Source organism: Rhodospirillales bacterium (assembly GCA_016712595.1).
Lineage (GTDB): Bacteria > Pseudomonadota > Alphaproteobacteria > Rhodospirillales > Defluviicoccaceae > Defluviicoccus.
Window position 1 is genome coordinate 952,849 of record JADJQT010000001.1, and the last position, 26,726, is coordinate 979,574.

General features: G+C 62.5%; 21 protein-coding genes and 4 pseudogenes. 9 read left to right on the forward strand and 16 right to left on the reverse strand.

Annotated features, from left to right (window positions below; genetic code table 11):
- Positions 1-49: 49 nt before the first annotated feature.
- Complete coding sequence (locus tag IPK66_04395) at positions 50-1,018, forward strand: IS5 family transposase (GenBank protein ID MBK8174537.1); 969 nt, start codon at positions 50-52, stop codon at positions 1,016-1,018.
- 181 nt (positions 1,019-1,199) lie between these two features.
- Here the strand turns inward: IPK66_04395 and IPK66_04400 are convergent.
- The 10 genes and pseudogenes from IPK66_04400 to IPK66_04445 all read right to left on the reverse strand — a co-directional run bounded on the left by IPK66_04400 (position 1,200) and on the right by IPK66_04445 (position 11,157).
- Positions 1,200-1,415: pseudogene (locus tag IPK66_04400) on the reverse strand (IS6 family transposase).
- A 137-nt stretch (positions 1,416-1,552) separates the two neighbouring features.
- Positions 1,553-2,269, reverse strand: a complete 717-nt coding sequence (locus tag IPK66_04405; protein ID MBK8174538.1) for a TVP38/TMEM64 family protein — start codon at positions 2,267-2,269, stop codon at positions 1,553-1,555.
- A 157-nt stretch (positions 2,270-2,426) separates the two neighbouring features.
- Positions 2,427-3,530: a mitochondrial fission ELM1 family protein gene (locus IPK66_04410; protein ID MBK8174539.1), complete on the reverse strand. Its 1,104-nt coding sequence runs from the start codon at positions 3,528-3,530 to the stop codon at positions 2,427-2,429.
- Positions 3,531-3,764: 234 nt separating this feature from the next.
- Positions 3,765-4,925 carry a dATP pyrophosphohydrolase gene (locus IPK66_04415; GenBank protein MBK8174540.1) on the reverse strand — a complete coding sequence of 387 codons (1,161 nt, stop codon included), beginning with the start codon at positions 4,923-4,925 and terminating at the stop codon, positions 3,765-3,767.
- A 34-nt stretch (positions 4,926-4,959) separates the two neighbouring features.
- Positions 4,960-5,862: a hypothetical protein gene (locus tag IPK66_04420; protein MBK8174541.1), complete on the reverse strand. Its 903-nt coding sequence runs from the start codon at positions 5,860-5,862 to the stop codon at positions 4,960-4,962.
- Between the two features lie 22 nt (positions 5,863-5,884).
- Complete coding sequence (locus tag IPK66_04425; protein ID MBK8174542.1) at positions 5,885-6,784, reverse strand: sulfotransferase domain-containing protein; 900 nt, start codon at positions 6,782-6,784, stop codon at positions 5,885-5,887.
- A gap of 90 nt (positions 6,785-6,874) precedes the next feature.
- Positions 6,875-8,086 (reverse strand): aminotransferase class I/II-fold pyridoxal phosphate-dependent enzyme, encoded by a 1,212-nt coding sequence (locus IPK66_04430; protein ID MBK8174543.1) that lies wholly within the window; start codon positions 8,084-8,086, stop codon positions 6,875-6,877.
- Between the two features lies 1 nt (position 8,087).
- Positions 8,088-8,363, reverse strand: a complete 276-nt coding sequence (locus IPK66_04435; GenBank protein ID MBK8174544.1) for an acyl carrier protein — start codon at positions 8,361-8,363, stop codon at positions 8,088-8,090.
- Positions 8,360-9,376, reverse strand: coding sequence for an SDR family NAD(P)-dependent oxidoreductase (locus tag IPK66_04440; GenBank protein MBK8174545.1), 1,017 nt, complete (start codon positions 9,374-9,376; stop codon positions 8,360-8,362). The genes IPK66_04435 and IPK66_04440 overlap by 4 nt, the downstream gene beginning before the upstream one ends.
- On the reverse strand, positions 9,373-11,157 hold the full coding sequence (locus IPK66_04445) for a fatty acyl-AMP ligase (GenBank protein MBK8174546.1): 1,785 nt from the start codon (positions 11,155-11,157) through the stop codon (positions 9,373-9,375). Before IPK66_04445 ends, IPK66_04440 begins: the two co-directional genes overlap by 4 nt.
- 523 nt (positions 11,158-11,680) lie before the next feature.
- Between IPK66_04445 and IPK66_04450 the strand changes: the two genes are divergently transcribed.
- From IPK66_04450 to IPK66_04460, 3 genes are all read left to right on the forward strand, one after another.
- A complete protein-coding gene (locus IPK66_04450; protein MBK8174547.1) occupies positions 11,681-12,598 on the forward strand; it encodes a phosphatase PAP2 family protein in 918 nt (305 codons plus the stop codon).
- Entirely contained in the window at positions 12,598-13,494 is an 897-nt protein-coding gene (locus tag IPK66_04455; protein ID MBK8174548.1) for a hypothetical protein, read from the forward strand. The genes IPK66_04450 and IPK66_04455 overlap by 1 nt, the downstream gene beginning before the upstream one ends.
- Positions 13,495-13,556: 62 nt before the next feature.
- On the forward strand, positions 13,557-14,795 hold the full coding sequence (locus tag IPK66_04460; GenBank protein ID MBK8174549.1) for a mitochondrial fission ELM1 family protein: 1,239 nt from the start codon (positions 13,557-13,559) through the stop codon (positions 14,793-14,795).
- Between the two features lie 25 nt (positions 14,796-14,820).
- Here the strand turns inward: IPK66_04460 and IPK66_04465 are convergent, their stop codons facing one another.
- A complete protein-coding gene (locus tag IPK66_04465) occupies positions 14,821-15,156 on the reverse strand; it encodes a hypothetical protein (protein ID MBK8174550.1) in 336 nt (111 codons plus the stop codon).
- Between the two features lie 99 nt (positions 15,157-15,255).
- Between IPK66_04465 and IPK66_04470 the strand changes: the two are divergent.
- A pseudogene (locus tag IPK66_04470) lies at positions 15,256-15,544 on the forward strand (IS630 family transposase).
- A gap of 64 nt (positions 15,545-15,608) precedes the next feature.
- Here the strand turns inward: IPK66_04470 and IPK66_04475 are convergent.
- Positions 15,609-16,421 carry a hypothetical protein gene (locus IPK66_04475; GenBank protein ID MBK8174551.1) on the reverse strand — a complete coding sequence of 271 codons (813 nt, stop codon included), beginning with the start codon at positions 16,419-16,421 and terminating at the stop codon, positions 15,609-15,611.
- A gap of 590 nt (positions 16,422-17,011) precedes the next feature.
- Between IPK66_04475 and IPK66_04480 the strand changes: the two are divergent.
- Positions 17,012-17,701 (forward strand): annotated as a pseudogene (locus tag IPK66_04480) (ParB N-terminal domain-containing protein).
- Here IPK66_04480 and IPK66_04485 read toward each other — a convergent pair.
- Positions 17,649-18,344: pseudogene (locus IPK66_04485) on the reverse strand (IS6 family transposase). The pseudogenes IPK66_04480 and IPK66_04485 sit on opposite strands and share 53 nt — an antisense overlap.
- 52 nt (positions 18,345-18,396) lie before the next feature.
- Here IPK66_04485 and IPK66_04490 point away from each other — a divergent pair.
- The 3 genes from IPK66_04490 to IPK66_04500 all read left to right on the forward strand — a co-directional run bounded on the left by IPK66_04490 (position 18,397) and on the right by IPK66_04500 (position 20,589).
- Complete coding sequence (locus tag IPK66_04490; GenBank protein ID MBK8174552.1) at positions 18,397-18,591, forward strand: hypothetical protein; 195 nt, start codon at positions 18,397-18,399, stop codon at positions 18,589-18,591.
- Between the two features lie 265 nt (positions 18,592-18,856).
- The gene (locus IPK66_04495) at positions 18,857-20,011 is read left to right on the forward strand and encodes a catalase family peroxidase (GenBank protein ID MBK8174553.1); all 1,155 of its coding nucleotides are present in this window, start codon (positions 18,857-18,859) and stop codon (positions 20,009-20,011) included.
- 2 nt (positions 20,012-20,013) lie between these two features.
- Complete coding sequence (locus IPK66_04500; protein ID MBK8174554.1) at positions 20,014-20,589, forward strand: cytochrome b; 576 nt, start codon at positions 20,014-20,016, stop codon at positions 20,587-20,589.
- Positions 20,590-20,818: 229 nt separating this feature from the next.
- Here IPK66_04500 and IPK66_04505 read toward each other — a convergent pair whose 3' ends face one another.
- The 3 genes from IPK66_04505 to pyk form a co-directional block, all read right to left on the reverse strand.
- The gene (locus IPK66_04505) at positions 20,819-22,090 is read right to left on the reverse strand and encodes an outer membrane protein transport protein (GenBank protein MBK8174555.1); all 1,272 of its coding nucleotides are present in this window, start codon (positions 22,088-22,090) and stop codon (positions 20,819-20,821) included.
- 169 nt (positions 22,091-22,259) lie between these two features.
- On the reverse strand, positions 22,260-24,779 hold the full coding sequence (locus tag IPK66_04510) for a sulfatase-like hydrolase/transferase (protein MBK8174556.1): 2,520 nt from the start codon (positions 24,777-24,779) through the stop codon (positions 22,260-22,262).
- A gap of 319 nt (positions 24,780-25,098) precedes the next feature.
- Positions 25,099-26,520 (reverse strand): pyruvate kinase, encoded by a 1,422-nt coding sequence (gene pyk, locus IPK66_04515; protein ID MBK8174557.1) that lies wholly within the window; start codon positions 26,518-26,520, stop codon positions 25,099-25,101.
- Positions 26,521-26,726 lie beyond the last annotated feature (206 nt).

Here is a 26,726-nt window from a genome sequence, read left to right on the forward strand (position 1 = left end):
TGGCTGGCGTAGGGGAACGGTCCCTTTTCTGACCGATGGACGCGTGGCCGTGCCGTTCAAAGCCAATGCCGATCGCCGTCACCACATTGCGAAGCAGCGGCGCCGAGTGACGAATGGGGCGGAATACGATGCCGCCCTGCGCCGGCGCGGGAGCCTCACGGTCTGGTTCACCGATGCGGCGATCGCGGCATGGCGCGCCGCGCCGCGCGTCACGCCCGGCGGGCAGCCGCACTACTCGCCGCTGGCGATCACGACGGGGCTGACGCTGCGTGCCGTGTTCCGGCTGGCGTTGCGTCAGACCGAAGGGCTGATCGGCTCGATCCTTGGTTTGCTCGGTCTCGATCTCGCCGTTCCCGACCATTCGACCATGAGCCGGCGGGCCGAGACACTGGCGGTGCCGCCGCGGCCGCGGTCGGCAACCGGGCCGCTGCATTTGCTGGTGGACAGCACGGGTCTGAAGCTGTGCGGGGCCGGCGAGTGGCTGATCGAGAAGCACGGCACGAAGAAGCGCCGGTCCTGGCGGAAGCTGCACATCGGCGTGGATGTCGACACCGGCCAGATCGTCGCGGCGGAGGTGACGACCAACGACGTCGACGACGGCTCGCGGGTCGGCCCGCTGCTCGACCAGGTGGCGGACCCGGTCGCTTCGTTCACCGGCGATGGGGCGTACGATCGCGACGACGTCTACGGTGTCGTCGCCGGGCGCCATCCCGGGGCTGCGGTCGTGGCACCACCGCGTTCGACCGCGGTGCCGAGCGCGACGGCCGAGACCGCGCCGACGCAACGCGACCGGCATCTCCGGATGATCGCCGAGCGCGGGCGCATCGGCTGGCAGAAGGCCGCCGGATACAATCGTCGCGCGTTGGTGGAGGCGGCGATCAGCCGTTACAAACGGGTGATCGGCGACGCCCTACGGTTCCGCACCGTGTCGCGGCAGGCAACCGAGGTGGCCATCGCCGTCAATGTCCTGAACCGCATGCTCGAGTGCGGACGCCCGAAGTCCGTCCGCATCGCGTAAGCAACGATCGGGCGTGGCCTCAGCGCGTGCACTCCCAGGTCCGTGCAACAACGTAGCCGCATCCACGAGCTGCTGCCCTGGAACTGGCAGGCACCAGAGCCAATCAGCACCGCCGCATAGCCGCTCACAACTGCGCCGGTCCGGCAACCCACTCCAGCCGCGGCCCTCGCCGGATGGGTACGGACGGCGACCGGTAGCCCTGGTACCAGCGGACCCGTTTCTCGATCTCTGGCGCATAGCGCTGAACCCACCGATAAAGCGTCGAAAAGTCGACATCCACCCCGCGCTCGGCCATCATCTCCTCAAGGTCCCGGTAGCTGATCCCATACTTGCAGTACCAGCGAACGCACAGCAGGAGGATCTCGGCCGGAAATCGGCGACGCTTGAACACAGACATCGCGGAGACACTCCAAAAGCCCGTCTGCTAGCCGCCCAACCCGGTTAATGCAACAGAGCCTCGAATCATGAGGGAAATCAATCTCGCCTGGGCCATTAAACGGAATGAGCCTTGCTTGCGCACTACCAAACGTTCGCTCAATTGTCGGATTTGCGCATCTTCTTAATCACAGGCGGCAGGATGGCCAGCATCGCGAGCCCGAGCAGTGGTACCAAGTATGTCGGCTGCAGCACCATCTGCACGGAATAGGGCTGACGTTCGGCGCCGAGCATCGCAACTCCGTTGCCGATAGCCGCGAAAATCAAACAAATCGGCAGAATGCCGAGGGGAGTGGCCAGCAAGATGGTCCGCAGCGGGATCGGCAGAGGAACCGGCACGAGGTTGGTCAGCCAAGCGGGCATCCCGGGCAGCAGCCGGAGCGCGAGCAGATAGTGGAATGCATTGCTCGTCAACGTCTCAATCGCGCCATTCCGGCGGCCGGCAAGCGCCCTTTCGATCGGACCCGCGAACAGCCACCGGCCCGCGAGGCAAACCAGACAGGCGCTCGACGTGACTCCGAGCGCGGAAAGGGCGCCGCCGCTGATCGATCCAAACAGGAACCCGCCGGTCACCATGATGGGGATGGCTCCCGGAAACGGCGTAATCGTGCCCACCGCCGCGAACAGGAGGAATATGCCGGGGCTGAGGAGTGGATGGACCTGCACCCATGTCGTGACGGCGTCCTTGCTGGCCTGAGCTTGGGCAATTAGGCAAGATTTATCGGCAAGTAAGGCCCATGTTACGCCGCCGATGGCCACCGCCACGCCGGCGGCGACGATTCGCGCCAGCTTGGAGGACATCTCGTTCTTGCTCACAGGTGTTCTTCCCTCACGCCGACAGAACCAACAAAACGTGCGGTGGTGCCAGCAAATATTGCTGCTGGCACCACCGCGTCGCCGAGCTATAAGCGAGCCTTGTCTCGTGGCCCCGAGACGCGGAGTTGCCGGTCGCCAGGATTAGACTGGCTCATCCTCACTGAGATATACCAAAGGTACGAGGTCGAAATAGTGCCCGAACGTGCTCGACCGCGCGCGCAACACCGTTTAAGTCGGCGGAATCGGCACTCGTCGGAAATGGCTCGCCCAGCCACACCGCAGCGCCCGCATCGACGAAGTAGGAGTGGATGACACCGATCTCCCGGCTCAGTCGCCGCGGCGTCAATCGCTTGATCAGCCGATGGGCAAGCGATTGCAGGCGTCGGGTGACGCTGCGCCCGTGCTGCGAAAGCAGATTGGAGGTCCGGAAGGTCCGCCGCATGGAGTGTTTGTCCTCACCGAGATCAAAGATGTGGACGAGTTTGCCGGTGGCGCAGGCCTCTGTCAGCCTCGACATGCTGTCGCCGGTGACGATGATCTCATCGACGAGCGCTAGCATCCCGTAGAACGGGTTTTCGCTCTGCTCGCGCGTCCACCTAAAGACATAGGAGGGTGCCGTGAGTTGCTCGCAGAGGGTAGGAACGGTCAGCGCCGGCGAGCGCGGGCTGGTTGAGATCAGCACCGATCCGCCCTCTGCGGCAGCGAGCGCCGAGGCTCCATGTGCCAGCCGCTCGACGGTCCCATGATCAAAAATGTACGGTGCGACCCCACCGCCGACGAGAACAGCGATCCAGGGTCGCGGCAGATGAGCGAAACGGGGTGCCCACAGCTTGGCTTCTTCGCGCAGGCGGCGAGCGGTCACCCGATGCAGCGGCGCCGGATTTTGCAGGATGTTCGGACGATCGGGCAGCCGGTACTGCGGTGTCGTCACGATCAGGTCGAAGTGATGCAGGCGGCTCCACGGTCGGCCGAGATGGACCAGTCGCACGCGATGACCATCGGCCGCTGCCTGTGCCTTGATCCAGCGCGCGATCGGCTCGTTGCGGCGGCCGGCGGAGACGACGAGATCTGGCCACGGCGGCTGCAGGCTGCTCGACTCCGCGGCGACGATCCCCGCCAGCGTTGTCCGCAGAGCGAGATTCGGAATGACTTCGTATCGCCGGTAAGCAAAGCGCTTGACGTCGTAGGGCCAGCCCAGCGCTTCTGCCAGGGCCAGCACCTGAGCGTTGTCGTCTGCCTTGTGGCCCACGAGAATCCACACCAGGGGTGTCGCAATCGCGGTATCCAGCGGCGCGCGTCCGTTACGGCAAATGAAACTTGGTTGGCGCATCTACATCACAAGGGCGTCCGAGCGCAAGCCGCAAGCGTTACCGGCGTATTGGCGGCCGCTCCAGCTTCCGGCGCAGGTATCGTCGGTGCTTGCGCTGCGCGTTATCGACCGTCGTAAACATGTCAATCTCCGGAGAAAGGGATGCGCAACACCCGTCTGCAGCGCCTATCCGCAGTCCTTGCGGTAGACCCGGTAAGTCTTGTGTGGAACCGCGCCGAGCCGTTCGGCGAGGCGCCGCATCGGGCGATTGTCCTCAAGCACCCACGACAGCTCGGCAAAGCGGGTGCCGTGGGCATGATGCCAGACGCGGATGCGCTCGATCACGCCCAGCATCAACATTGCTCCGAGAGGAGTCGCTTGATGCTTGCGGACTACTCCCATCAGCGCCACCCGCGCGCTCTCCAGCCCGGTGATCTTCAAGCGCCAGATCAGCTTCAGCCAGTTCAGCGGCAACAGCCTGCCGCCGAAATCGACGATGGCTTCATTGATGTTCGGCAGGCAGACCGCCATGGCGACGGTTTCGCCGTTCACTTCACCGAAGGCGACATCGCCCGAACGGAGCAGTGGGCGAATGTTGCGGGCGAGATAGCGCAGGTCGTCCTTTGACATGGCAACAAACCCCCAGTTGCCGGCCCAGGCGTCATTGAAGATGCGGACGACCTCGGCGATCTCCTCATCGAACCGGCGCCGGTCCATCGAGCGGAAGATCACACCGTTTCGCGCGCTCATCTTGCTCAGGGCGGCCGCTATCGACGTGGCCGGAGATTCGGTCACGTCGTAGGCATAGGCGATGAGGTCCTTTGACTTGGCGTATCCCTGTTCTTCGATGCGGCGGGCGTAGCAGCGGCGCGCATGCCCCATCATGATGAACGGAGGCGTTGCAAAGCCGTCGATGAGCAGCCCGGATTCGTCGTTGATCGACAGGCTGAAGGGACCCAGGATGCAGCGGGCGCCGCGCTGGCGCAACCAAGCCTCAGCGGTCCCGAAGAGCGCCCCAAAGGTCTCGGCCGAATCCTCCGCCTCCAGAAAGCCAAAATGACCCTCACGGCTGCCGTGGTCAGCCTCCGCCGCGGTACGTTCGAACTGCGCGCTGATCCGCCCGACCGGCAAGCCGTCACGCTCGGCAATCCAGAGGCGCACATCGGCGTGGGAGAAGAAGGGATTGCGCCTCGGATCGAGGTGATGCAGGCGCTCGAACAGCAGCGGCGGCACCCAGGCAGGATCGTCGCGGTAGAGGCGCGCCGGCAGCTGCAGGAATTGGACCAGATCGTTACGGGTACTGACCTCGCGGACGATCAACGCCGACACTGGCTTTGTCCCCGTCACCGAGCGGAACCTCGATCATCGCGCCGGCGGTGCATCAGGCGGCAAGCGGCGCAGCACGCTCCAGCACGACGAGAGCGTCGTGCCGGACATGACCACGCCGCATCTCCTCGCGCAGCAGCGCCTCAGAGACGATGCCCTTATCGATGCACTCGCGCAGCAGGCCAAAGAACAGCCGCTCCTGATTGCGATCGGGATGCCGCCAGTATCGTCCGATCAGCTTGTTCGGCCCGATAATCTGTTTGCCGATGCGGACGGCCAAGCCGTAAAGCGGAGCGGACCGAAAACCGTCCTCCGCCGTAAATTCGATGGGCAGGCCGGTCTTCCAGGGCTGCGTCAGCCGTCGCGTGTTGTGCAGCATCCGGGTCGCCGGCGTCAGCCGATCGAAGTCGTTCCATTCCTTTTCCAGCGGTCCGATGCAGTCTGCCGGCTCGAGCTTCAGCGAAATCCAGTCCATATAGTCCCGTGTCAACGCAAACATCTCGTCGAACTGCTGCCGGCAGTTCCAGTGGGTGAGCTGGGCACAGTCGAGCAGCATGACGCTGGTCGCATACTCGCCCTGCCGCCCCTTCAGCCCGCCCCGGCGCCGGCACAGTACAGCCTTGCCCTGCATATCCCGCGACAGCAGGTCGGAGACGTCGGCGACGGCGAAAACGTCGGGGTCAATCACCAATGCCCGTCCGGCATAGCCCATCGTCTCCGGCGGCAGGAAGCGCAGCGGGGTAAACGACTGCAAATCGTCATTCCGCCAGATGCGGATGTAACCGTCGCGCTTGAACGACTGACCTTCTCGTGCGGCCAGGAACGGATAATCGGCAGTGTCCAGGATGCGTACGTCGAACGACTCCGGCCGTCGCGCATTGCGTTGCAAAGCGTACTGCGCGACCAGGGCGCCAAGCCTCTGGCGCGCATTGGTATGGATGAAGACACAGGGTTTCATGGCAGCGCCCAGGCAGACAAGATCATTGGGCCTCGGCGACAACGCCCGTCCGCGGCCTCCTTTCGTAGCCGAAGCCGGGGAGCAGCCGGCTGTCAACCAGGCCATCGATCGCCTGCAGTTGTCCCGGGGTGAAATCGTTGCGGTAGCCCCCGACCTGCGCCCGGCGCACCTTGTAGGTATCGAGATTGCCACGATCCTTAGCCATCATCCGCCTTCCGCTCAGCCAGAACACGCGCCTCTGCTCCAGCGCGCGCATGTTCTCTACCGAGCCGAACGCGACGGCCTCACGGATTTCCTCGCAGCTGCCGGGCGTGCCGATGAACTCCAGAAGGCGTTCCAGCACCCCCGCCGGATCTGCACGCATGTCCTCGTAGCGGACTACATGCAGGTCTTTGATTCGCCCGATCTCACCACTCCAGCCGTTCATGAAGTCGATGATTCTCGGTAAACCCGAGCGCGGTCGCATGACAAAGTCGTAAACAGAAATATCCTCGCCGTGCAAAGGATAATTGTTCATCTTCTTCTTGCGACTTGGCATGCGGAACTTCCATTGGTGGTACTGCGAAACCGCGACATCCGCTGGGTCGCGGACCATGAGTATAACCTTCTTATCTCGATAAAGCGCCCTTGGCTCGGCATGCCCGACGTAATCGCCAAGATAATTGTCGTGCGTGAAAAAAATCTTCGGGATTGCCGGATTCTTGTTGTGCAGATTATCAAAAGAGAGGAGGTGGCGCTGTGGCAGCCCGTAGCGGAGTTGGTAGAATCGCGAAAGCATGACCCGCAACCAAGTGCGTCCGCTTTTGCCGAATGAGACGACGACGCAATCGGCACGGGCGAGCTTCTGGAAGTCTTCACGTCCACGCAGCCGTCGCTCGATCGAAACCTTGCGTTTCTCAGGAAGAAACGACAGCAGGTGCATGGTCAAATGCCGCGACGTCGTTCCGATTAAGATGCTCATCTCTATCAACCCTGAAGCGGAGCGGGGCGTCGGCCGCTTGTGCGTGCTGGCCTATTCGGCGGCCTCGACAACCGTTCGTGACCTTAGTTCCAGCGCCACAGTGGCAAAGCGCTGGCAGAGCGTGTCAATCTGAGCGCGGGTGTGGGCAGCGGACAAACTGCAGCGCAGGATGCAGAGGTTGTTCGGCGTTCCCGGAGGCAGCGCCAAGTTGACGTAGACCCCATGCGTCAGCAGCCTGTTCCAGGCGAACACCGCTGTCTCCTCGTCCGGCATCCGAATGGCGACGATCGGGCCCTCCGGCGAGGCGATGTCGAAGCCGAGGGCAATCAGACCCTCGCGCAGCGCATTTCCGTTCACCAGCAGGCAATCCCGCAATTCTGGACGAGATTCGACCACGCCCACGGCCGCGAGCACCGACGCGACGGTCGCCGGGGAGGCGGACGCCGTGTACATGTACGGGCGGGCGCAGAATCGGAGGACATCGAACCGCGGGTGATTCGAGGCAAGAAATCCGCCCGTTGCGCCCAGCGTCTTGCTGAACGTGCCGACGACGAAATCGACATCAGCCTCGACCCCGTCGGCCTCGGCGGCGCCACGGCCATGAGCACCGAGGACGCCCAGCGAGTGAGCCTCATCGACCATCAGAAAGGCGCCGTGCTTCGCCTTGACTTCGGCCAATTCAGCGAGAGGCGCCTGGTCTCCCAGCATGCTGTACAGCCCCTCGACAATGATCAGCTTGCAGGCGCCATCGGCACTCATCCGGGCGAGCCGGCGGTCGAGATCGTGCGGATCATTGTGACGGAAGCGCACCACCGTCGCACCGCTCAGCTTGCAGCCGTCATAGATGCTGGCATGCGAGTCGGCATCGACGAAGATCACATCCTTCGGCCCGGCGAGCCCGGCGATCGCGCCAAGATTGGCCTGGTATCCGGTGGAGCATACCAAGACCGAGCGCCGGTTCAGAAATCGCGCCAGCGTCTCCTCCAGCTGTGTATGGCTCCGGTACGTGCCGTTGGCGATGCGCGAACCGGTCGTTCCGGTTCCGAGCGTCTCGATCGCGCGCATGGCGGCATCGACGGCTGTCGGCTCGAATGTCAGGCCCAGGTAGTTATTGGTACCGGCAAGGATGGTGCGGCGGCCGTTGATCTTCGCTTCCGTCGCGGAGTAGATGCTCTCCACAACAACCCCGAACGGATCCTGACCAATGCTCGTCAGGCGGCTGTGCCGGCTTGCCGGCAAATTGTATTTGTCAAGAATGTCCATCTCATTCGCCTCTGACCCGCACCGCCACAACCTTCGCGAGTTCTTCCATTGTTTCGACGTCCGCTAGCGCGGTAATCGGGATCGTTATATTGAATTTCTCTTCTATCTCCATTACTATATCAAGAACTTCTACTGAATCTATGCTTAGCTCTGAATTAATCCTGGTCTGGGGCAGTAACGCAATGTTCCGGGTATTACGCTGCTGCAACACGCTACAAACAACATTCCAGATATCCTCTTCGGTAATGGGGGGGGTGGTCTGATTCTGCATTTTCATAAACCATCCCGCTGCATCTTGATGAATGACGAGGGGGCGGCCTGCCAGCCGTTCCGAACGTACCAGGTCACGGTGATGGCGAACCCCTCCGACAAGGGTGTCTGTGCCTGCCATCCGCACATACAGCCACGCAGATCGCTTCGACATACCCAGTCGTCGTGGTAGAGCTCGCGCAGCTTGCCGGGGGTGATGAGCGGCAGTTTCCCGAACAGCCGCGGCCACGCCTGGCTGAGGATGGAAGGCAGCCACAGCAGCCATCTCGGCATCAGGAGCGGACGGATCCCGATACCCAAACTTCTGCCGGCGATCGTCGCTAGGTCCTCCCAGGCATAGCCGTCCGGATGTCCGTCGTCAGGCTCCATCACATCGCCTTTCCAGCGCGGGCGCTCGACAAGCGTGGCGACCAGCCTTGCAAGATCGTCCACGAAGATCACCGAAAACCGCGACCGCGACGAGCCGGGTAGCACCGCTAGCGGCCGGGACAACAAGCGAAACAGCGGCAGGGATGTCTGGTCTGCAGGGCCGTAAACGGCGGGCGGGCGAACGATGCAATGTTCGAAACCGCTGGAACGCACCAGATCTTCGGCCGCCCGCTTGCTCGACGCGTAGGCGGACAGGTGCGGTTCGCGCGCCGCGAGCGAAGAGATCAGCATGATCCGCGCCGGCCGTGACGCGGCTCGGATCGCTGCCAACAGGCGTTCCGTTCCGAGCGTATTGACGCGGCGGAAATCATCGGCTCTGCACGCCCGCACCACGCCTGCACAGTGGACGACGGCGTCGGCATTGCGAACGAGGGCGCATAGGCTTGGGAAATCTTCGAGGGTGCCGGGGACAACTTCGTCGCCGCCTGTCGTGGCAGGGCCGCCCGGGCGAACTAGGACCCGCACCTTGTAGCCGTGATCCCGCAGGCGGCGGACGATGCTGCGGCCGATGAAGCCGGTGGCACCGGTGACAGCGACGCATCGGCGATCGTCCGCGTCGAAGACCACGGGATCCGGTACGGAGGGAGTCATGCCGGCGCCTGTAAGGCTGCCGCGTCGCGGCTGGCCACGCCAGAGGGGGGCTCGGCAAGTGTCAGAGAGCCTTCGAGATATTGCGCCTTCGCGGTCGCCCGGCTGAGTTTTCCGGACGAGGTGTAGGGCAAGGAGCGCGGTGCCACCAGGACCAGCTTGCAGAGCACGGCGGCCCTGCGATGAACGGTGGAAAGCAGGTCCAGCTCCAGGGCTCGCCGTGCCGCTGCATCGGTCGTGTAGCATTCGACGACGACAACGATCTGTTCTTGCCCTTCCTCTCCGAGTACCGAGAAGGCGGCGACGCTGCCGCTACGGACGTTGGCCAGCAGCTCGACCGGCCATTCCAGATCCTGGGGCCAGATGTTGCGGCCGTTACAGATGATCATGTCCTTCCGGCGGCCGGTGATCACCAGCTCGCCGTCGAACATGTAGCCCATGTCGCCCGTGTCGAGGCGGCCGTCCGGCAATATGACGGTGGGGTTTTCTTCCGTTTCCTGGAGATATCCAGGCATGACACTCGGACTGGCCACAATTACCCGGCCGATGGTGCGATCCAGCAGCCTGAGGCCCGCGTCATCACAGATGCTCACCTCATAGCCCGGCAGCGGCGCGCCGCACGATACAAAAGCGCGCACCCGATGCGGGTCTGAATCTGCACCATTGATTATCGGCTCGGCCCGCCCCGACCGCTCGTAAGCGTCGCGATCGATGACGTCGATGCCCATGCCGTGCCCCAGCGGCGTGAAAGTGACGGCGAGCGTTGCTTCGGCGAGGCCATAACTGGGGATGAAGGCGCGGTTGTCGAATCCGCTTTCGGCGAATACACTCGCGAACCGTTCGAGAACATCAACGCGCACCATTTCGCCGCCGACGCCGGCGGCGCGCCATGAGGACAGATCGAAATCGCTGCCGCCGTCCTTCACCGACCGGCGGACGCAGAGTTCGTAACCGAAGGTCGGGCTGAAGGAAATCGTCGAGCGAAATTCGGAGATCAGCTTCAGCCAGAGGCGGGGACGCAGCGCGAAACTCGAGGTCGCCAAGTAGTCGACGGTGATCTGGGAAAGCATCGGCGTGAGACAAAAACCGACGAGCCCCATGTCATGGTAGAGGGGTAGCCACGACGTCGCCCGATCACCCGCGCGCAGGGCGAGCCCGTGCTTGCCGATCGCCTGCGCATTGCTGATTAACGCGCGTTGTGTGACCGGGATGCCGCGCGGCTGGCTGGTGCTTCCCGACGAGTATTGGACGTAGCAGGGATCGTCTCTGCCGAACGGCCGAATGTCAGCATTCTTGGCCGGAAGGGCGAAGAACGCGTCACAGGTGTCGACCATCACCAACCCAAGGCCGCTTGCCGCTTCCCGCAAGAACCTCAAGACATCGACCGAACCGACCGCGGCGACCGGACGCGCCGCCGCCAGCATACCCCGTAACCGATCAACATACGCCTGATGGCCGCCAACGTTGAGGTTGGCGGGCAGTGGCACTGGGACGAGGCTCGCGTACTGGCAAGCGAACAGAAACGTCATGAACTCGGGAGTCGTCTCGGCGATGATCCCGATGCGGCTTCCGGGTGCGAACCGCGCGGCGACGAGCCTGCGCGCCAAATCGATGGCGGATTCGCGGAGCTCGGCGTAAGTCAGCGCCGAGGAAGGTTGCCCGCGGCTTGAAAAGAAGTTGAAACCGGTCCGGCCGCGGGCGGCGTAATCCAGCGCTTCCGGTAGCGTTTCAAACTCCGCGATGCGGAGCGGCAGGATGTCGTTGCAAGTCTCGGCAAGCCTCATGCGCCCCTTCTCTCTACTGAGTCCGTGCCGAGGGCTGACAACATCACAGCGATGCGGAGTTCAGCCGACAATGCCGTTTTATGCGGCGACAGCCACAGGCCACGCCGTTAGGTGTCGGCTATACCCGACTTAGCCGCTCGGCCTCTCAGGCTGGCGGCACGTTTACAAACATCCCGGTGATCGATCGCCAGAAGGATAGAGACGTATTTTCTTCCGCTTGACGGCCATCGGTCCCAGCCAGATCCCCGCCGCACGCATAGCATCTTGCGTCCGCCGCTTTTGTAACATAGCGGTAACTAACGGTTAAAAAAACTGCAACTTACCGATTTGTAAAGTTCGTGCGGCACCCACGGCTTTCCTTAACTCCGGCCCTTGTGTTAACGATGCAAGATGGTCGCGTGGTGCCGCGGCACGGTAGTGAGCAACCGCATCGTTCAGATTGTGGAATTGAACATCGAGGACTGGTCAGTCCGGGGCAACCTTGTTGTTGAACACTGTATCTCGCGTAGCAGATTCCAAGGATGTGAGCTTCATCCTGGGGTCCTGGCAACTACAGGATAGCATTTTTCTTGCTTACGTCAGCCTGATAACTGTCCTGCTGCTGTCGGCGATTGATCGCGGTACTGCTGCGCAACTGACGAGCCTGGTGGCGTTGCAACTTCTATTGGCATCGGTGCCGGTGATCGTGCTTGCGATGCAAGCGCGGCGTCCAAACCCGCTAACGCGCTTTTTGCGCTGGTGGTATCCGTTGCTGCTTTGCACGCTCTGCTTCGAGGCGATCGGGCGCATGCTGCCGATCATCCAGCCGCAACTCATCGATGCGCAGTTGGTGGCGGCGGATCTCTGGCTGTTCGGGGCGGTGCTGACGCCACTGCTGCAGGAGAGCAGCCGCCCCTGGCTTACCGAGCTGATGTATCTCTGCTACGCGTCATACTACTTTATCGTTCCAGGCGTAGGCTTTGCCCTTTACCTTCGCCAGACGGCGAATGCAGAGCTGCCGTCGCCAGCCTTTCGTAGGTACATACTTACGGTATCCCTGACGTTCTTGGTCTGCTATCTGCATTTCCTGTTAACGCCGGCGGGCGGCCCGATCTTCTGGCCCAGCTATCCGGGCCCGGTGCTGGAGCTTGCCGGTGGCCCAATAACGATCATCGAGCGCTGGGTCTTCCAGCACGGAACCATCGTCGGCGGTGCCTTTCCCAGCAGCCACGTCGCCGTCGCCTTTGTTTGTGCGTATTTCGCGGTTCGATTCTCTGTAGCGCCGCTGCTGCTGGTGCCGTTGTGCGTCGGACTTGCCGTCAGCACGGTCTACGCCGGCTACCATTACGGCGTAGACGTGCTTTACGGCATGATCATCGGTGCCGTCGTTACGTTTACCGCCGGCCGGCTGTTCGAATGGCATCGACAAACGCGTCTGTCGGGGGTCGAGGGGATGGAATGATGCCGAGCATTCTTGGGAGGCTGGACCCGACGCAGATTGTCTACCGGCCCTTCCCCTATATCCGAGTGCGGAACGCGCTTGATCCGGCGTACTATGCGGAACTGGCTGCAGCGTTCCCCAGCCTGGATCGCATCGCCGGCACGGGACCGCTGCCCAACAACCAGGTGTTTCGCTCGCCGGCCTGCGACGTTCTCGCCAACGCGGCGACACCGACGATCTGGAGAGAGTTCTTCTCGTATCATTGTTCGGATGCGTTCTTGACCGAATTGATCCGCTTCTGGCACAGGGCGATCCTGCGAGAGTATCCAGATATGGCATATAGATTCGGCAAAGCGCTGGACGACCTGAGCTACGGCCTGCGCCGTTACCGAGCAGGTAGGCCACCGGAGAGTCTCCGCGAAAACATGCGGAGCGATGTTACTCTGGACACTCAGTTCGTCGTCAACAGTCCGGTAACCGAGCGGAGTACGGTGCGTGGTCCGCACCTCGATAAGCCGTACAAGCTGTTTGCCGGCATCCTCTACATGCGGCTTCCCGGCGACCAATCCACCGGCGGCGATCTGTTGCTTTATAACCTAAAGACGCAAGAGCCGCACTTCAATCGGCGCCAGCACATTGATGAAAAGCTGGTCGAGGCCTTCGATGAAGTGAAGTACGAGGCCAATTCTCTGGTGCTATGGCTGAACACGCCCAACGCCGTGCATGGGGTCTCCCCGCGCTCACCAACGCAGGTACACCGGCGTTACATCAACTTCATCGCCGAATGCTATCGGCTTCAGACCGATACGTTCTTTTCGCTGAATCGTGATCCCTGGGTCCGGGTGTATGGCAGCGCCAAGAGCATGGTTCGCCGATACATGATCGAGGGCGAACGGCGACGCGGCGAATCGGCGTAGGGACGATCGGGACCGTCCGCCGTCAGCGCGGGTGCCGCAAGAGCCCCAGGAGGGACGCCGCTGTGAGCGATGCCGCAACGCCACGAGTTTGGGCGATCCTGTGTTACCGTGAGGGCGACAACGCGCAGATTCTGGCTGTTGCTGAGGCGCTGGGCTGGCCGTTCGAGGTCAAGCGGCTGGCCTACCGGTCCTTCGGATATGCCGTCGACGTCTGGCGCGGTGCCACCCTGCTCGGCATCGACCGAGGCGAGTCCGATCCGCTGGGGCCGCCCTGGCCCGACCTGATCATATCCGCCTCCATGCGCAACGAGCCGGTCTGCCGCTGGATACGCCGCCGGGCGGGCGGGCGAACACGTTATGTTCATATGGGTCGGACCTGGGGGCGATTGGAGACTTTCGATCTGGTGGTGACGTCGCCCGAGTTCCGGCTGCGCCGGCTGCCGAACGTCCAGCAGAACGCCTTGACCCTAACCCGGGTGACGGCTGGCAAGCTGGCCGCGGCGGAAAACCTTTGGACGCCCCGCTTGGTACATCTGCCGAAGCCGCATATCGCTGTCCTCGTCGGCGGCTACGGCGGCCCCTATGCTCTCGACCCGGAGAAGGCCGCCCGCATCGGCAGAGAAGCCAGCGCCATGGCGGCAAAAGCTGGTGGATCGCTGCTGGTCACCACCAGCGCGCGGACGAGGCCGGCGTCCGCCGAGGCCCTGCGCGCCGCGATTTCGGCTCCCTGTCACTTTTTCCAGTGGACGGCGAACGCGGAGCACAATCCGTTCTACGGCTATCTCGCTCTCGCCGATCAATTCATCGTCACCTGTGACAGCGCCTCGATGCTGGCGGAAGCCTGTGCGACACGACGCCCTGTCTTCATGTTCGATCTCGGGGCCGACGCTCGCTGGGGGGTGACGCCAGGTACCGGTCCACAGCGCCGGCGACGGCTCGGGCTGGCTGACTTCGACTGGCTGAAGGCGTTCGTTTATCGTCAGATGCTCAAGGTGCCGCCGCGGCGGATGACACGCGACATCCGTCTCGTGCACCGTTTCCTGATGGATACAGGGCGGGCGGTGTGGTTGGGCGAGCCGTTCCCGGACGAGGTGCCGCTGCCGCTCGACGAGATGACGCCGACGGTCGAGCGCATCTGGGCGTTGTTCGACGACAACCGGCGGGCCTCGGCTGGCACTGCCAGTGAAGCAGCCGGAGTTCCGGTGCTTGCGCAGCGACGTGAAGGTCAGACGCCCCTCGTGGCCCGATCCAACCAGTGCAGGGCGAGGAATGCCGGCGACAACAGAGCGATCAGGAACTGACTCGGCAGCATGCAGTACGCGATCATCACCTCGCGATAGCGCGTCCGGGAGAAAATATGCTTGGGTTTGGTGGTTTCATAACCTTTCCCGGACGTCTTATATTGTCGCTGGTCGAGGCCAATTGCCTGACCAGCATCGCGAACAAGGCGTAGGTTTCCCGCAACTTGGCGTAAGCGGCATCAATGCCCATGCCGGCGAAGCTCAAGTGCTCGATCCCCGGCGTGCCGAAGGGGCGGTCGCGAAGCCATGCCGGCAGTCGCGAGCTGGCGATGGAGGCATGAGCGCCTGTCGAGCACACGCGCAGGATATTGTAGCGGACGAAATGGGCACGCCATGGCATATGGCCCAAGAAGAATAGCATCCAGTCTGGTGGCAGTCGTTGCAACCCTTACGCGATCTTCTGTCCGTGCGGGGTCGCGAGCGTCTGGTGAAAATGACGTCGTCTTTGGACTGCGCCCCGCGCGGTGAACGGCTGCGCATAGGCGTGCCGTTTGGCCACTGGAAGACGACGACGTTCGTCGCCGGTCTGCGGCTGTCGGGCATCGTCGCGCCCATGGTGCTGGACGCCCCCCTACAGCCCGGACTTCAACCCGATCGAAAACGCGTTCGCCAAGCTGAAGCCCCTGCTCCGAAAAGCCGCCGAACGCACCGTCGACGGCCTCTGGCGCACCATCGGCACGCTCATCGATCTATTCACACCAGCCGAATGCGCAAACTTCTTCACCCCCGCAGGATATGAGCCAGAGTGAGTGGAAACCGCTCTAGCGCCGGGGTCACGGTATTTGGGTGGCTATGGAGAGACGCCCTCTCTGGCTACTCGTAAAGCGGCCGCCGGTCGCTGACCATAGAGAGGGCGTAGGCGGCTGTTGCGGAACCATGGCGAGCGTCCCAGGCGAATTCTTCGGGAAAGACCGAAAACGCGAAGCTCATTGCCAGCGGTCCGCGACACGTGCTCCGCGTTAAGGCGGCGATGCCGTCGTCCAGCAAACGTTCAAGCCAGCTCAGATCGAAGTCCTCGCTGTTGTTGCGGCGTCGATAGTAGGTCGAAGGTGCCAGAACGCGCAGGTCCACGCACTCAGCCTGTATCAGCGGACAATCCACATAGTAAGGAAGCTGTCTAGAGAAGACATAGAGGACGCCGTAGCTGAACAGCTCCACGGCGGCGTAGAGCGGGGTATCGCACGCTATTTTCAGCTCGATGAACTCGTAGGATCGCCTGTCAGAGCGGCGGTGGACCAGATCGATACTGCGTCTTCTGTCCGAAGTAGGGTCCGTTAGCCCGGAGGAGGTTGGCACCTGGTTCGCCCACCAGACAGGATCTGCGCAAACTACAGCGCGTTCGAAGCTTACCTCTGGGCTGCAGTTCCTTTCACTGATCTTTGTCTGTGCCGCGAAACGCCAGTTCTGCAGCGAGGGAGGGAGGGTGCGTTTTCGAACCTGCCAGTTCCGATCGATGCATCTGATGAGGGCGGCAGCGAACGAGGGGCCATCGGCGATGCCTGAATGATCGTTACACAGCCGCACCAAAGCGCGCCAATGCCTAAAGTGGGGCGGTCTGCCGATGCGAGACCCGGTCAGGCTGAGCGCCTCATCGACAATCGCCTCCCAGCCGGACAAAATGCTCATTCTTTGCACCAATTTGACCTATCGCGACACTCTGCGCCTGGGTCAGGTCAAGTTACACGGGCGATCCGTTCCGAACCGAGAGAAGCGAACCCTGCGGTTGGGTCGATATCGCTCTCAAACGACAAAAGCATCCAAACTGCAAGTCTCGGTGGTCTCTGCTGCTTCACACTGCAGTCGCAACTCGGCGGGCCTCTTCAACTACAGCCGACAGCAACACCACAAGTAGCGCTCTTGACGTGCGGCCATACAATTAGTATAAACAAACGAAGATTAGGACTGTGCCCAGGATAGCCTATTGTTGCGAAGTATGCTTGGTTTTCGTTGGGTGCGGATGTTCGGTTCCTTCCACGCTGCTTTACAACGTGGGGGCGCGCAGCGCGACGCAGCGCTAGCGACAACGCCAAAATCCGTGAGGCCGGCGCGCCACGCCAGTGAGTTTCGACATAGTTTCGAAGGCTTAGCTGGCCGTCTGGCCGGCCAGAGCTGACTGGCTGGCTGGCCAAAGCCGGAGCCGGCGCCGGCGCCAAAAACGCCAGCCAATCCTGCGCGCTCATCCGCGCGCTCGTCCACATCCTCTGCACCAGGGTCTCATGACCGACCTGCGTTTTCAGCCCGGCAGCATCGAGCCGCTGCGCATCGACGATCTGCGTCCATACGCGCGCAATCCGCGCACGCACTCGGACGACTAGGTCACCAAGCTGGCGGCGTCGCTGGTCGAGTTCGGCTGGATCATGCCGGTCCTGGTCAACGACGAGCTCGAGGTGATCGCCGGGCACGGCCGGATCCTGGCGGCACGCCGGCTCGGTCTCGACGCGGTGCCGGTGATCCGCTTGGCGCACCTTTCGCCGGAGCAGGTGCGCGCCTATCGCATCGCCGACAACAAGCTGGCGCCCGATGCCGGCTGGGACGAGGAGTTGCTCGCGGCAGAGTTCCACGAGCTGAACGGCGCCGGCTACGACCTCGGGCTGACCGGCTTCAGCGCCGAGGAGCTCGACGAGTTGCTGGCGCTGATCGGCGACGGTCTCGTCAACGAAGATCTCATTCCCGAACCACCAGCGCACCCGATTTTCCCGCCAGGGGATCTCTGGCTGCTCGGGGACCGCCGTCTCTTGTGCGGCGACTCGACCAGCGGCGACGACGTGACGCGGCTGATGAACGGCGAGCGGGCCATCCGACGTTGTCAGAGTATTAAACTGGGGAAGCTTCGGCCCACCCAGCTTCAGCGGGCTACGAGGCCAGCCGATGCCACTCAGCGAGTGCAGCTGAACGGTTCAGCTTGAATGTGTGCCGGCGATAAAAATGACGTTCGATGTTGAAGAGGTTGTGGATCGAGACATGGACGGCAGCGAACTTCTGCAGCGTCTTAAGGCTTCGGAAGCGGCCCATCAGCCTCTCTCGTCGCCGGAATGGCTGGTGCGAATTTTCTGCCCGATTGTTGAGCCAGCGGCCGCATTCCTGGCGATGCTCAACGCCGATAACCTTCATCGCCGCGCGATATGATCACAGACGATCGGTTACGATCGATCGTGGCCGGCTATAGGGCTTCATCGCGCGCTTCAGAAACGCAAGCGCCGCCTTGCGATCCCGGCGTTTCGTGGCAAAAACCTCGATCACTTCGCCCTCGTGATCCACGGCACGCCAGAGGTAACGCGTCTTTCCGTTGATCCACACGAACACTTCGTCCAGATGTCATCGCCAGTTCGAGTACAACTGGCGATGAACCCGCCGCTTCCGAATCTCCACGGCGAACAGCGGACCGAACCGAGTCCACCAGAAGCGCATCGTCTCATGGCAGATATCGATGCCGCGCTTGAACAGCAGATCTTCCACCTGCCGCAACGACAGCGGATAGCGGATGTACATCATCACCGCGAGCCGGATCACCTCGGGGGAGCTGTTGAAATAGCGGAAAGGGTTCTTCATCCTTCGACCTTACGGTCTATCCGTGCCCCCCTCAAACTGGATTGGTCTGACAATGCCGATGCGACGGATCGCCGTGCCGATGATCGGCGGCATGGTCTCCTCGACCGGCCTGACGCTGATCGTTATCCCCGCCATCTACGGTCTGATCAAGGGGTTGAGGCTGCCGCCCGGCGGAACGGACAGTGATCCGCAAGGGCGCGCAACAAAGCAGGATTCCCTTGGACGCTCCACATATGGCACAATCTAAGAGGGAGGACACTCTGCCACCAAGAATGGGGGATCACCCGGGGCAGGTCAAAACAGCGGAAGAGTTTTCATCTGCTGGCGTTGGGGGATTTTCTGTTTCTCTTTAAGGTGTTTGGTCGGGTTGCATCGTGGGCTGACCCGGCGGGCTGAGGTTGGCGAGTCATGCCGCTCGCGTCGCAGGAATGTCGGTGGCCGAGGAATTCCCCGATTGCACCTCGTTCCATCCGGGCTACGCTTGTTCAATGGGACCATAAAGGAGGCACTCGATGGCTGACGACCATGACCGCTCGCAGCCTTATCGGCTCTGGCCGCTCGACAGGCGCATCCTGGTTGGCGGATCGGTGATCGGCGCAGTCGTCGCCGCGATCACGCTCAGCTTTGCTTATGCCGGGGGCCTCTTTTCGCTTGGCCGCCTCACGCAGGAAGACCTCATTGATACATTTCAGGACGTGAACGGCGTCTTTTCGGGATTCCGACGCAATCATGCGAAGGGCGTATGCGTCACGGGTTACTTCGACAGCAACGGCAACGGCACAAATGTCTCCAAGGCTGCGGTCTTCGAAAAAGGGCATATCCCGGTTACAGGTCGCTTTTCACTCGCCGGAGGCAAGCCCTATGTCGCGGACAGCAAAACCGATATCTTCGCCCTGGCGGTGAGTTTCCGGCCGCCGGACGGCGAGGAATGGCGAACCGCGATGGTCGACATCCCGGTCTTTCCGGTCCGGGATGCGGCGGGTTTCCGCGATCTGCTGCTTGCCTCTGAGGCCGATCCCGCCACAGGCAAGCCTGATCCCGCGAAAATGAAGGCATTTCTTGCCGCTCACTCCGAGGCGCCGCCGGCGCTGGAGCTCATCACGGCACGGGCGCTTTCCTCCGGGTTCGATACTGCGAGCTACAACGCTCTCAATGCCTTCCGCTTCGTGAATGGCGACGGCACATCGACGTCGGTAAGGTGGTCGATGATCGCGGTCGATCCGGCCGTGGCTGCCGTCGAACCCGCGGCCGCGCCGGCCGGCGAGCCCACGGCCGAGCCCGCTGCCGGGTCCCCCGTCGATAAGGACAAAAATTTCCTGTTCGACGCGCTGATCGCCCGGATCGAGCGGGGGCCCGCGCAATGGCATCTGGTTCTGACGCTGGGACAGTCCGGTGACCCGACCGGTGATGCCAGCCTTCCCTGGCCCCCGGACCGGGAACGGGCCGACGTCGGCACGCTCACCTTTGACCACGCCGAAACAGAATCCCCGGGCAATTGCCGCGACATCAATTTCGATCCGCTGGTCCTGCCGTCCGGCATCGAGCCATCGGACGACCCGCTGCTTAGCGCCCGGTCCGCCGCCTACTCGATCTCCTACACGCGGCGAGCGGGAGAGGAGAAGACGCCGAGCGAGGTGCAGGTCCCCGCAACGAATAAAGGTTCCTGACCATGAGCCAGCAGCGATTTCCCGGTCTCTCGCGCGTTCTCCACTGGCTGATGGCGGCGATGATCATCGCCATGCTGTTCATCGGCGCCGGCATGATGGCCTCTCTCGCCGATTACCACTGGCTGGTGTCCATCCACAAACCCCTTGGCATCGCGATCCTCGTTCTGGTGACGATCCGTCTGGTGAACCGCCTGCTCAATCCGCCACCCCCCCTGCCGCGAGGCATGCCGGTACCGATGCGGCTCGCTGCCCATGGCTCGCATGTCCTGCTTTACGTTCTGATGTTCGCGGTGCCACTGGTCGGCTGGGGAATGTTGTCTGCCGCCCACTACCCGATCGTGCTCTACGGCGGGCTCGAACTGCCGCCGATCCTTCCCCAGGGCGATATGCTGTTCGCGGCGCTGCGATCGACCCACACGGTCCTCGCATTCCTGTTGTTCGCCACGTTCCTCCTCCATCTCGCCGCGGCGCTGATGCACGCCCTCGTCTTCAAGGACGGCGTGTTCGAGAGCATGGCCTCGATGTCGAGTGGCAGCAGCGGTCCGAGCGAACAAACCAAGCGGCACGGCCACCGCTGAGCGCGAGGCGGCAACTCGCGTCGCCCAGGTCGTTTTGCATCGATGGCGTCGCGGACTGTGCCGCCCGCTGTATGTGATAAGGCACCGGGCTGAAAGCTACGCGGCTTCAGCCGCGCATTGAAGGTGCTCGGCCCGGACCTGGCCGGGCGTCTTGTCGCCGTATCGCTCGGCGGATCTGGAGCGGCGCGGCGAAAATGTGGTTATCTGGATATTCTCGCTTATCGCAGAGTCAGAATTTCCAGCTGAGCGTGGCATTGAAGAAATGGATTTCGTTGGTCGAGTAATTGCCGTGGATGGTTCCGCCCAACGGCTTGCTGCGGCTGATGTCGGCCTCGCCGAGGTTCACGTATTCGTATGCGCCGCCAATGGTCATGCGCTCGTTCAGCGCATACTGCAGACCGGTGCCGACGCGGACCTGCTGGTCGAGCGGTAAGGCCGGCGAGCGCTCCTTCGTGGAGATCGGTGACGTATCGAATGCGACGCCCAGCGACCATGTCCAGCCCGGCTCGAACTTGTAGGCACTGCCCAGCGCGAAACCCCAGGTGTCGTCGTAGTTGAGGTTAGCGGTTGCTTTGCGGCTGGTGGTCGAGTCGACCTCGATGGTGGGCTGGCCGAACTGGCTCCACTGCTGCCAGACGACGTTGCCCATGATCGCCACGGTGTCGGTCAGCTCATGATAGCCGCTGACCATCACCTGGTTGGGTATTGTCAGCCCCAGGTTGACTTTGGCGCCGGTCAACCCCGAATCGTTCAGTGCATCGGTCAGCAGCGGCCCGAGATTGTTGGTGGTTGGCTTCTCGTTGAAGTCGAGTTTCACCTGGGACGTATAGGTGACGCCGAAGCGCGTGCCTTCCGCCGGCTCGACGAGAATGCCGGCGATGCCGCCGTATCCGACGTCATGGCTCGAGATGTCGATGCTGGCGTCGCCGCCATCGAGCGCGTCGTTGATTCCCGTCTTCGAATTCAGCTTGCCGTAGATGATCTGTGCGCCGCCGCCGATCGACAGCCACGGGTTGATCCTGTAGGCGGCGACGGGGAACGCGCCCAGCGTGATGATCTGCTCCTGCTGTGCATAGTATCGGCCGGACCATTGGGATTGGTAGCGGGAGGAGAGCCCGAAATCGGAGCCCAGCGAGAGGCCGAACTTGAGGTCAGGCGTGGCACTATAGACGTAGTAGCCGGCGAGACCCGGGATGAACCCCAGCGCGTTGCCACCGTTGCCGCCCGAGACCGTCGTTTCGTTGTCTTTGTCAAAATGGGAGATGCCGTAACCCGGCTGGATGCCGACCAGCATCTGCGACTGATCGAGACGGGTCATGCCGGCGGGATTGCCGAACGCCGTCGCTGCGTTGTCGGCCGCCGCCGCCCGACCCGCCGACGCCGTGCCCAGATCGGGCGTCGCCATCTCGTAAAGGAAAAGGCCGCCGGCATGAGCGTTGGTCGCGATCAACAGGCCAGCAGCGACAACCGTTCCTCGCGCGAGGCGTCCTCCCCCCCCCATTTCGCATCGTATCAATCCCCTGTTCAAGTCATTGCCCCCTTGCGGATCAACCAGCCGGCTTGGCGGTGAATTCGGCGCCGCTATCGCGAAACCGCCACTTCACTCTCGAACCTCAGGCTATTGGTGAAGGCGGCGATCAGCCGCCTTCACCTCCATCTCGGTGATCTCGCTACTCGCTCGTCTGGTTGTTGCGCTGCGCTCCCATCAACCGCTTCTCGTCCTCGGGCGTGAGCTTCGGCCGGTCGACCGTCAGCGTCAGCTTGGTAAGGTCGCCGGTGAACGTGAAGGGCACCTGGTAGTCCTTGTCGTCCACGGGGGTGCCGGTGTCGGCGCCGACGTCGAAGTTTTCGTCCCATTGCAGGATGAGCGGCAGCGTCCGCTCCATTGTCTGGCGCGCGACTTCCTTGCCATCGACCTTGAGCACGCCGGTACCGCTGCGGCCGATTCCGCTGACGTTGTTGAAGGCGAGGGTGCCCAATCCGAGTCCGTCATAGGCGAAGTCAAACTCCAAGGTGTGCTTGCCGGGTGACAGCGCCTCGCCGCCTTCCCAGCGGATGCGTTTCAGGTCGAGCAGGTTCCACAGGAACACCGGCTTGCCCTTGAGAATGTAGAAGCCGTAGCCACCGAACCGGCCGCCCTGGGTGACGATCATCCCTTCGGCACCGCCCTGGGGAATCTCGACATCGGCCTTAAAGTGGTAGGACGAATCGAGGATGAACGGCGCATCGCCATTTGGCGTACCGGTCAACTCGCCGGACCAGGTGAACGTATTGCGTCCGGCGGTGAGGCTGGGACGCGGCGTGACGAGCCGCGCGGATACCGACGCGTCGAGCGGCAGGACCTGGTGTTTTTCCGCCTCAGCCCAGAACAGGCCCTGCATTTCCTTGAGTTTCTCCGGGTACTTGTCGGCGACGTTCTCGAACTGCGTCCAGTCCTTGCTCAGGTCATAGAGTTCCCAGGGAAAGCCGGCCGGGTCGAGCAGCGCCGGCCCGAACGTATCCCATGGCGGGCGCATCACCTTGGTGCTGGCGATCCAACCGTCGTGATAGATGGCGTGGTCACCGAACATCTCGAAGTACTGCGTCTTGTGCGTCGATGGCGCGTTGGCGTTGGCCTTATCGAACGTATAGACCATGCTGACGCCCTCGATCGGGCTTTGCTTGATACCGTCGACCACCTCGGGCTGCCTGATTTGGGTCGCCTCGAGGATCGTCGGCACGATGTCGATGATGTGGTGGAACTGGTTGCGGATGCCGCCCTTGTCGGTGATCACCTTCGGCCAGGAAATCGCCATGCCCTGGCGCGTGCCGCCAAAGTGCGAGGCGACCTGCTTGGTCCAGGAGAATGGTGTGTCGAACGCCCACGCCCAGGGCACCGCCATGTGCGGGTAGGTCTGGTCGCTGCCCCAGACGTTGTAGAAATACTTGAGTTGGTCCTCGACGGGGACGACGACGCCGTTGAACATCGCCACTTCGTTCGGTGTGCCGACCATGGTGCCCTCGGCGCTCGTACCGTTATCGCCGTTGATGTAGATGATCAGCGTGTTGTCGAGCTTGCCCTGGTTCTCCACCTCCTGGATGACGCGGCCGATCTCGTTATCGGTATAGGCGACGTAGGCGGCGAAGACGTCGACCTGGCGCAGGAACATCTTTTTTTCGTCGGCCGAGAGCGTGTCCCAACGCTTCAGCAGGTCATCGGGCCACGGCGTCAGCTTGGCGCCCGGCGGGATCACGCCGAGCTTCTTCTGATTGGCAAAGATCTGATCGCGCAGCGCGTTCCAGCCCTGATCGAACAGGTGCATGTCGCTGATTTTCTTGATCCATTCCGGCGTCGGGTGATGCGGAGCATGGGTTCCGCCGGGAACGTAGTAGACGAACCACGGCTGCTCCGGGTCGAGCGCGTCGATCCGCCGCATGTAGGCGATCGCATCGTCGGCCTGGGCGGTAATCAGATTCCAGCCGGGCTTGCCGTAATAGGGATAGATCTGGGTGGTGTTGCGGAACAGGTTCGGCTGCCACTGGTTGGCGTCGCCGCCAATGAATCCGTAGAAGTATTCGAAGCCCATGCCGATCGGCCACTGGTCGAACGGCCCGTCCTGACTGGCTTGGAAGGCCGGCGTGTTGTGGTCCTTGCCGAACCACGAGGTACGATAGCCGTTGTCCTTGAGGATCCGGCCGATCGTCGCCTTGTCGGGGGGGATGATGCTGTCGTAGCCGGGAAAGCCGGTCGCCATCTCGGCAATCTGGCCGAAGCCCACCGAATGATGGTTCCGCCCGGTGATTAGGGCGGCGCGCGTCGGCGAACACAGCGCCGTCGAATTGAAGTTGGTGTAGCGCAGACCGTTGGCGGCTATGCGATCGAGCGACGGCGTCGGGATAACGCCACCGAACGTGCTGGGCACGCCGAAGCCTGAGTCGTCGGTCATGATCAGCAGCACGTTGGGTGCGCCCTTCGGCGGCTCGACGCGCGCTGGCCAGTACGGCGTCGATTGCGCGGCATTCCGCTCGATCTTGCCGCCGAACGGGGCCGGAGGCGGCGGTAACTGTTCCCCGTCGATGGTCGTGGTCGCGCTGGGCGAACCCGGCACGCCCGTAATCTGTTGGGCCTCGACCGTGGCGGCTACGAGCATGACGCTCAGTGTCAGCGTTAGTGCCTGCGTCAGTACGATCAAAGTCAGCCGCCGTCTCATCATTCCGACCCCTCTCCCCTAATCTTCGATCGTGTGTGTTGGCCGCAGTATGGATCACGACCCTTGTCGTTTCACTGGAGAAGTTGCGTCGGCTGTTAGTTCCTTACGATGAGAAGCGCTCGCACGCGTGGGACCGCTTCAACGAAAGGAGCGTTGGCGCGATTTACCGACGCCAAGATCCGGCGGAATAGGCGTCATTCGCGCCTCGATCTACCACTACGTGTCCATTTCGACCGGTTCCCAAATGCCGGACGATCTTCGAAAAATCGGGAGCCCCCGGGAAGCCCGGCGCAGTTCAATTCTCCTCACGAAGCTCCGTTTACTCGTGTTGGACCTTAACGAGGCGCATGACGTTGGTGGGGCCCATGGTGTGCAGGGGCAATCCCGCGGTAATGACGAGGTGGTCTCCGCTTTTCGCGAAGCTTCCTTCGCTGGCCACTTTGACTGCCAGCGCTTCCATGTCGACGTGATCATCGAGGATTTCGACCTCGATCCCGTGAATACCCCATACAAACGCGAGGTTGCGGGCGACCTGGAGGGATGGGGTCAACGCGAGAATGGGCACTGGCGGGCGCCGGCGCGCCGCTCGCAACGCTGTTGCACCGGAGCTCGTGAACGTGACGATCGCCGCCGCCGGCAGCGTGATTGACGCCCGGCTAGCTGATTCCGTGATCGTGTCCGCCGTTGTCCGCTTCGGCTTGGCCTGGCCTGCGTTCAACAGTTCCGGATAGGCTGGGTCCGCTTCGCTGTGCTTGATGATCCGATCCATCATCCCGATCGCCGCCACGGGATACTGTCCCACCGCCGTCTCGCCCGAGAGCATCACGGCATCCGTGCCCTCATAGACGGCGTTCGCCACGTCCGAGGCCTCTGCCCGCGTTGGTGTCGGGGAAGAGATCATCGAATCCAGCATCTGCGTGGCGACGATCACCGGCTTGCCGGCTTGTCGGCACGCGCGAATGATTCGCTTCTGGATGGCGGGCACCGTTTCCGGAGGAAGCTCCACACCGAGGTCGCCGCGGGCGACCATGACGGCGTCCGTCAGCTCGACGATCTCCTCTAGTTTCTCAATGGCTGAGGGCTTTTCGAGCTTCGAGATCAGGTGCGCCCGCCCGGCGATCAGGCGCTTGGCTTCTTCAACGTCCTCAGGGCGCTGAACGAAGGACAAGGCGATGACGCTGATGCCGATGTCCAGCGCGAACTCCAGGTCGCGCCGATCCTTTTCCGTCAGCGGGGACACCTCGAGCACAACGTCGGGCAGATTGACGCCCTTGTTGTTCGAGAGTGCGCCGCCGATGACCACCGTGGTATCGGCGAAATCCGTCCCGCACGCGGTCACGCGAAGGCAGAGGCGACCATCATCCAAAAGCAATTGGGCCCCGGGATGAAGCGCGGCGAAGATTTCGGGATGGGGCAGCTGGGCCCGTTCGATACTGCCCGGCTCATCCGATAAGTCTAGACGGAACGGGTTGCCGGCCTCGAGGCTGATTTTTCCGTTTGCAAAGCGACCGACGCGCAGCTTTGGACCTTGCAGGTCGGCAAAAACCCCGATCGGACGGCCGACGTGCGCCTCCAGGTTTCGAACCCTCCTCAGTTGCGCGGCGTGTTCTTCGTGGGTGCCATGGCTGAAATTAAGCCGGAAAGCGTCGGCGCCCGCTTCGAACAGGCGCGCGAGCATGTCGTCGCTCCCGCTTGCGGGACCTATTGTCGCGACGATCTTTGTCTGTCTCGATCTCCGCATGAGTCCGACCCCCGTTTTATTTTCTCTCTTACAGATTCATGCAATTGCCAGACCACGGGCTGACCTCACCAAGGGTCGGTTGCCGGCTTTGCTTCGCCCTTGTCTCCACCACCCCGAGCCGTCCGAGACCCACGTCGCATAACCCGGTATTTACCTTCCCGAGCGAAGATCGCCCCCGTCTGCCACGAAAAAGCCATCCCAGATTC

Coding starts and splice junctions, on each gene's coding strand:
- IPK66_04420 (MBK8174541.1), bottom strand. CDS start 5,862: ATGAAACCCTGTGTCTTCATCCATACCAATGCGCGCCAGAGGCTTGGC.
- IPK66_04425 (MBK8174542.1), bottom strand. CDS start 6,784: ATGCACCTGCTGTCGTTTCTTCCTGAGAAACGCAAGGTTTCGATCGAG.
- IPK66_04430 (MBK8174543.1), bottom strand. CDS start 8,086: ATGGACATTCTTGACAAATACAATTTGCCGGCAAGCCGGCACAGCCGC.
- IPK66_04435 (MBK8174544.1), bottom strand. CDS start 8,363: ATGAAAATGCAGAATCAGACCACCCCCCCCATTACCGAAGAGGATATC.
- IPK66_04440 (MBK8174545.1), bottom strand. CDS start 9,376: ATGACTCCCTCCGTACCGGATCCCGTGGTCTTCGACGCGGACGATCGC.
- IPK66_04445 (MBK8174546.1), bottom strand. CDS start 11,157: ATGAGGCTTGCCGAGACTTGCAACGACATCCTGCCGCTCCGCATCGCG.
- IPK66_04455 (MBK8174548.1), top strand. CDS start 12,598: ATGCCGAGCATTCTTGGGAGGCTGGACCCGACGCAGATTGTCTACCGG.
- IPK66_04465 (MBK8174550.1), bottom strand. CDS start 15,156: ATGCTATTCTTCTTGGGCCATATGCCATGGCGTGCCCATTTCGTCCGC.
- IPK66_04475 (MBK8174551.1), bottom strand. CDS start 16,421: ATGAGCATTTTGTCCGGCTGGGAGGCGATTGTCGATGAGGCGCTCAGC.
- IPK66_04490 (MBK8174552.1), top strand. CDS start 18,397: ATGCCGATGCGACGGATCGCCGTGCCGATGATCGGCGGCATGGTCTCC.
- IPK66_04495 (MBK8174553.1), top strand. CDS start 18,857: ATGGCTGACGACCATGACCGCTCGCAGCCTTATCGGCTCTGGCCGCTC.
- IPK66_04500 (MBK8174554.1), top strand. CDS start 20,014: ATGAGCCAGCAGCGATTTCCCGGTCTCTCGCGCGTTCTCCACTGGCTG.
- IPK66_04505 (MBK8174555.1), bottom strand. CDS start 22,090: ATGGGGGGGGGAGGACGCCTCGCGCGAGGAACGGTTGTCGCTGCTGGC.
- IPK66_04510 (MBK8174556.1), bottom strand. CDS start 24,779: ATGAGACGGCGGCTGACTTTGATCGTACTGACGCAGGCACTAACGCTG.
- pyk (MBK8174557.1), bottom strand. CDS start 26,520: ATGCGGAGATCGAGACAGACAAAGATCGTCGCGACAATAGGTCCCGCA.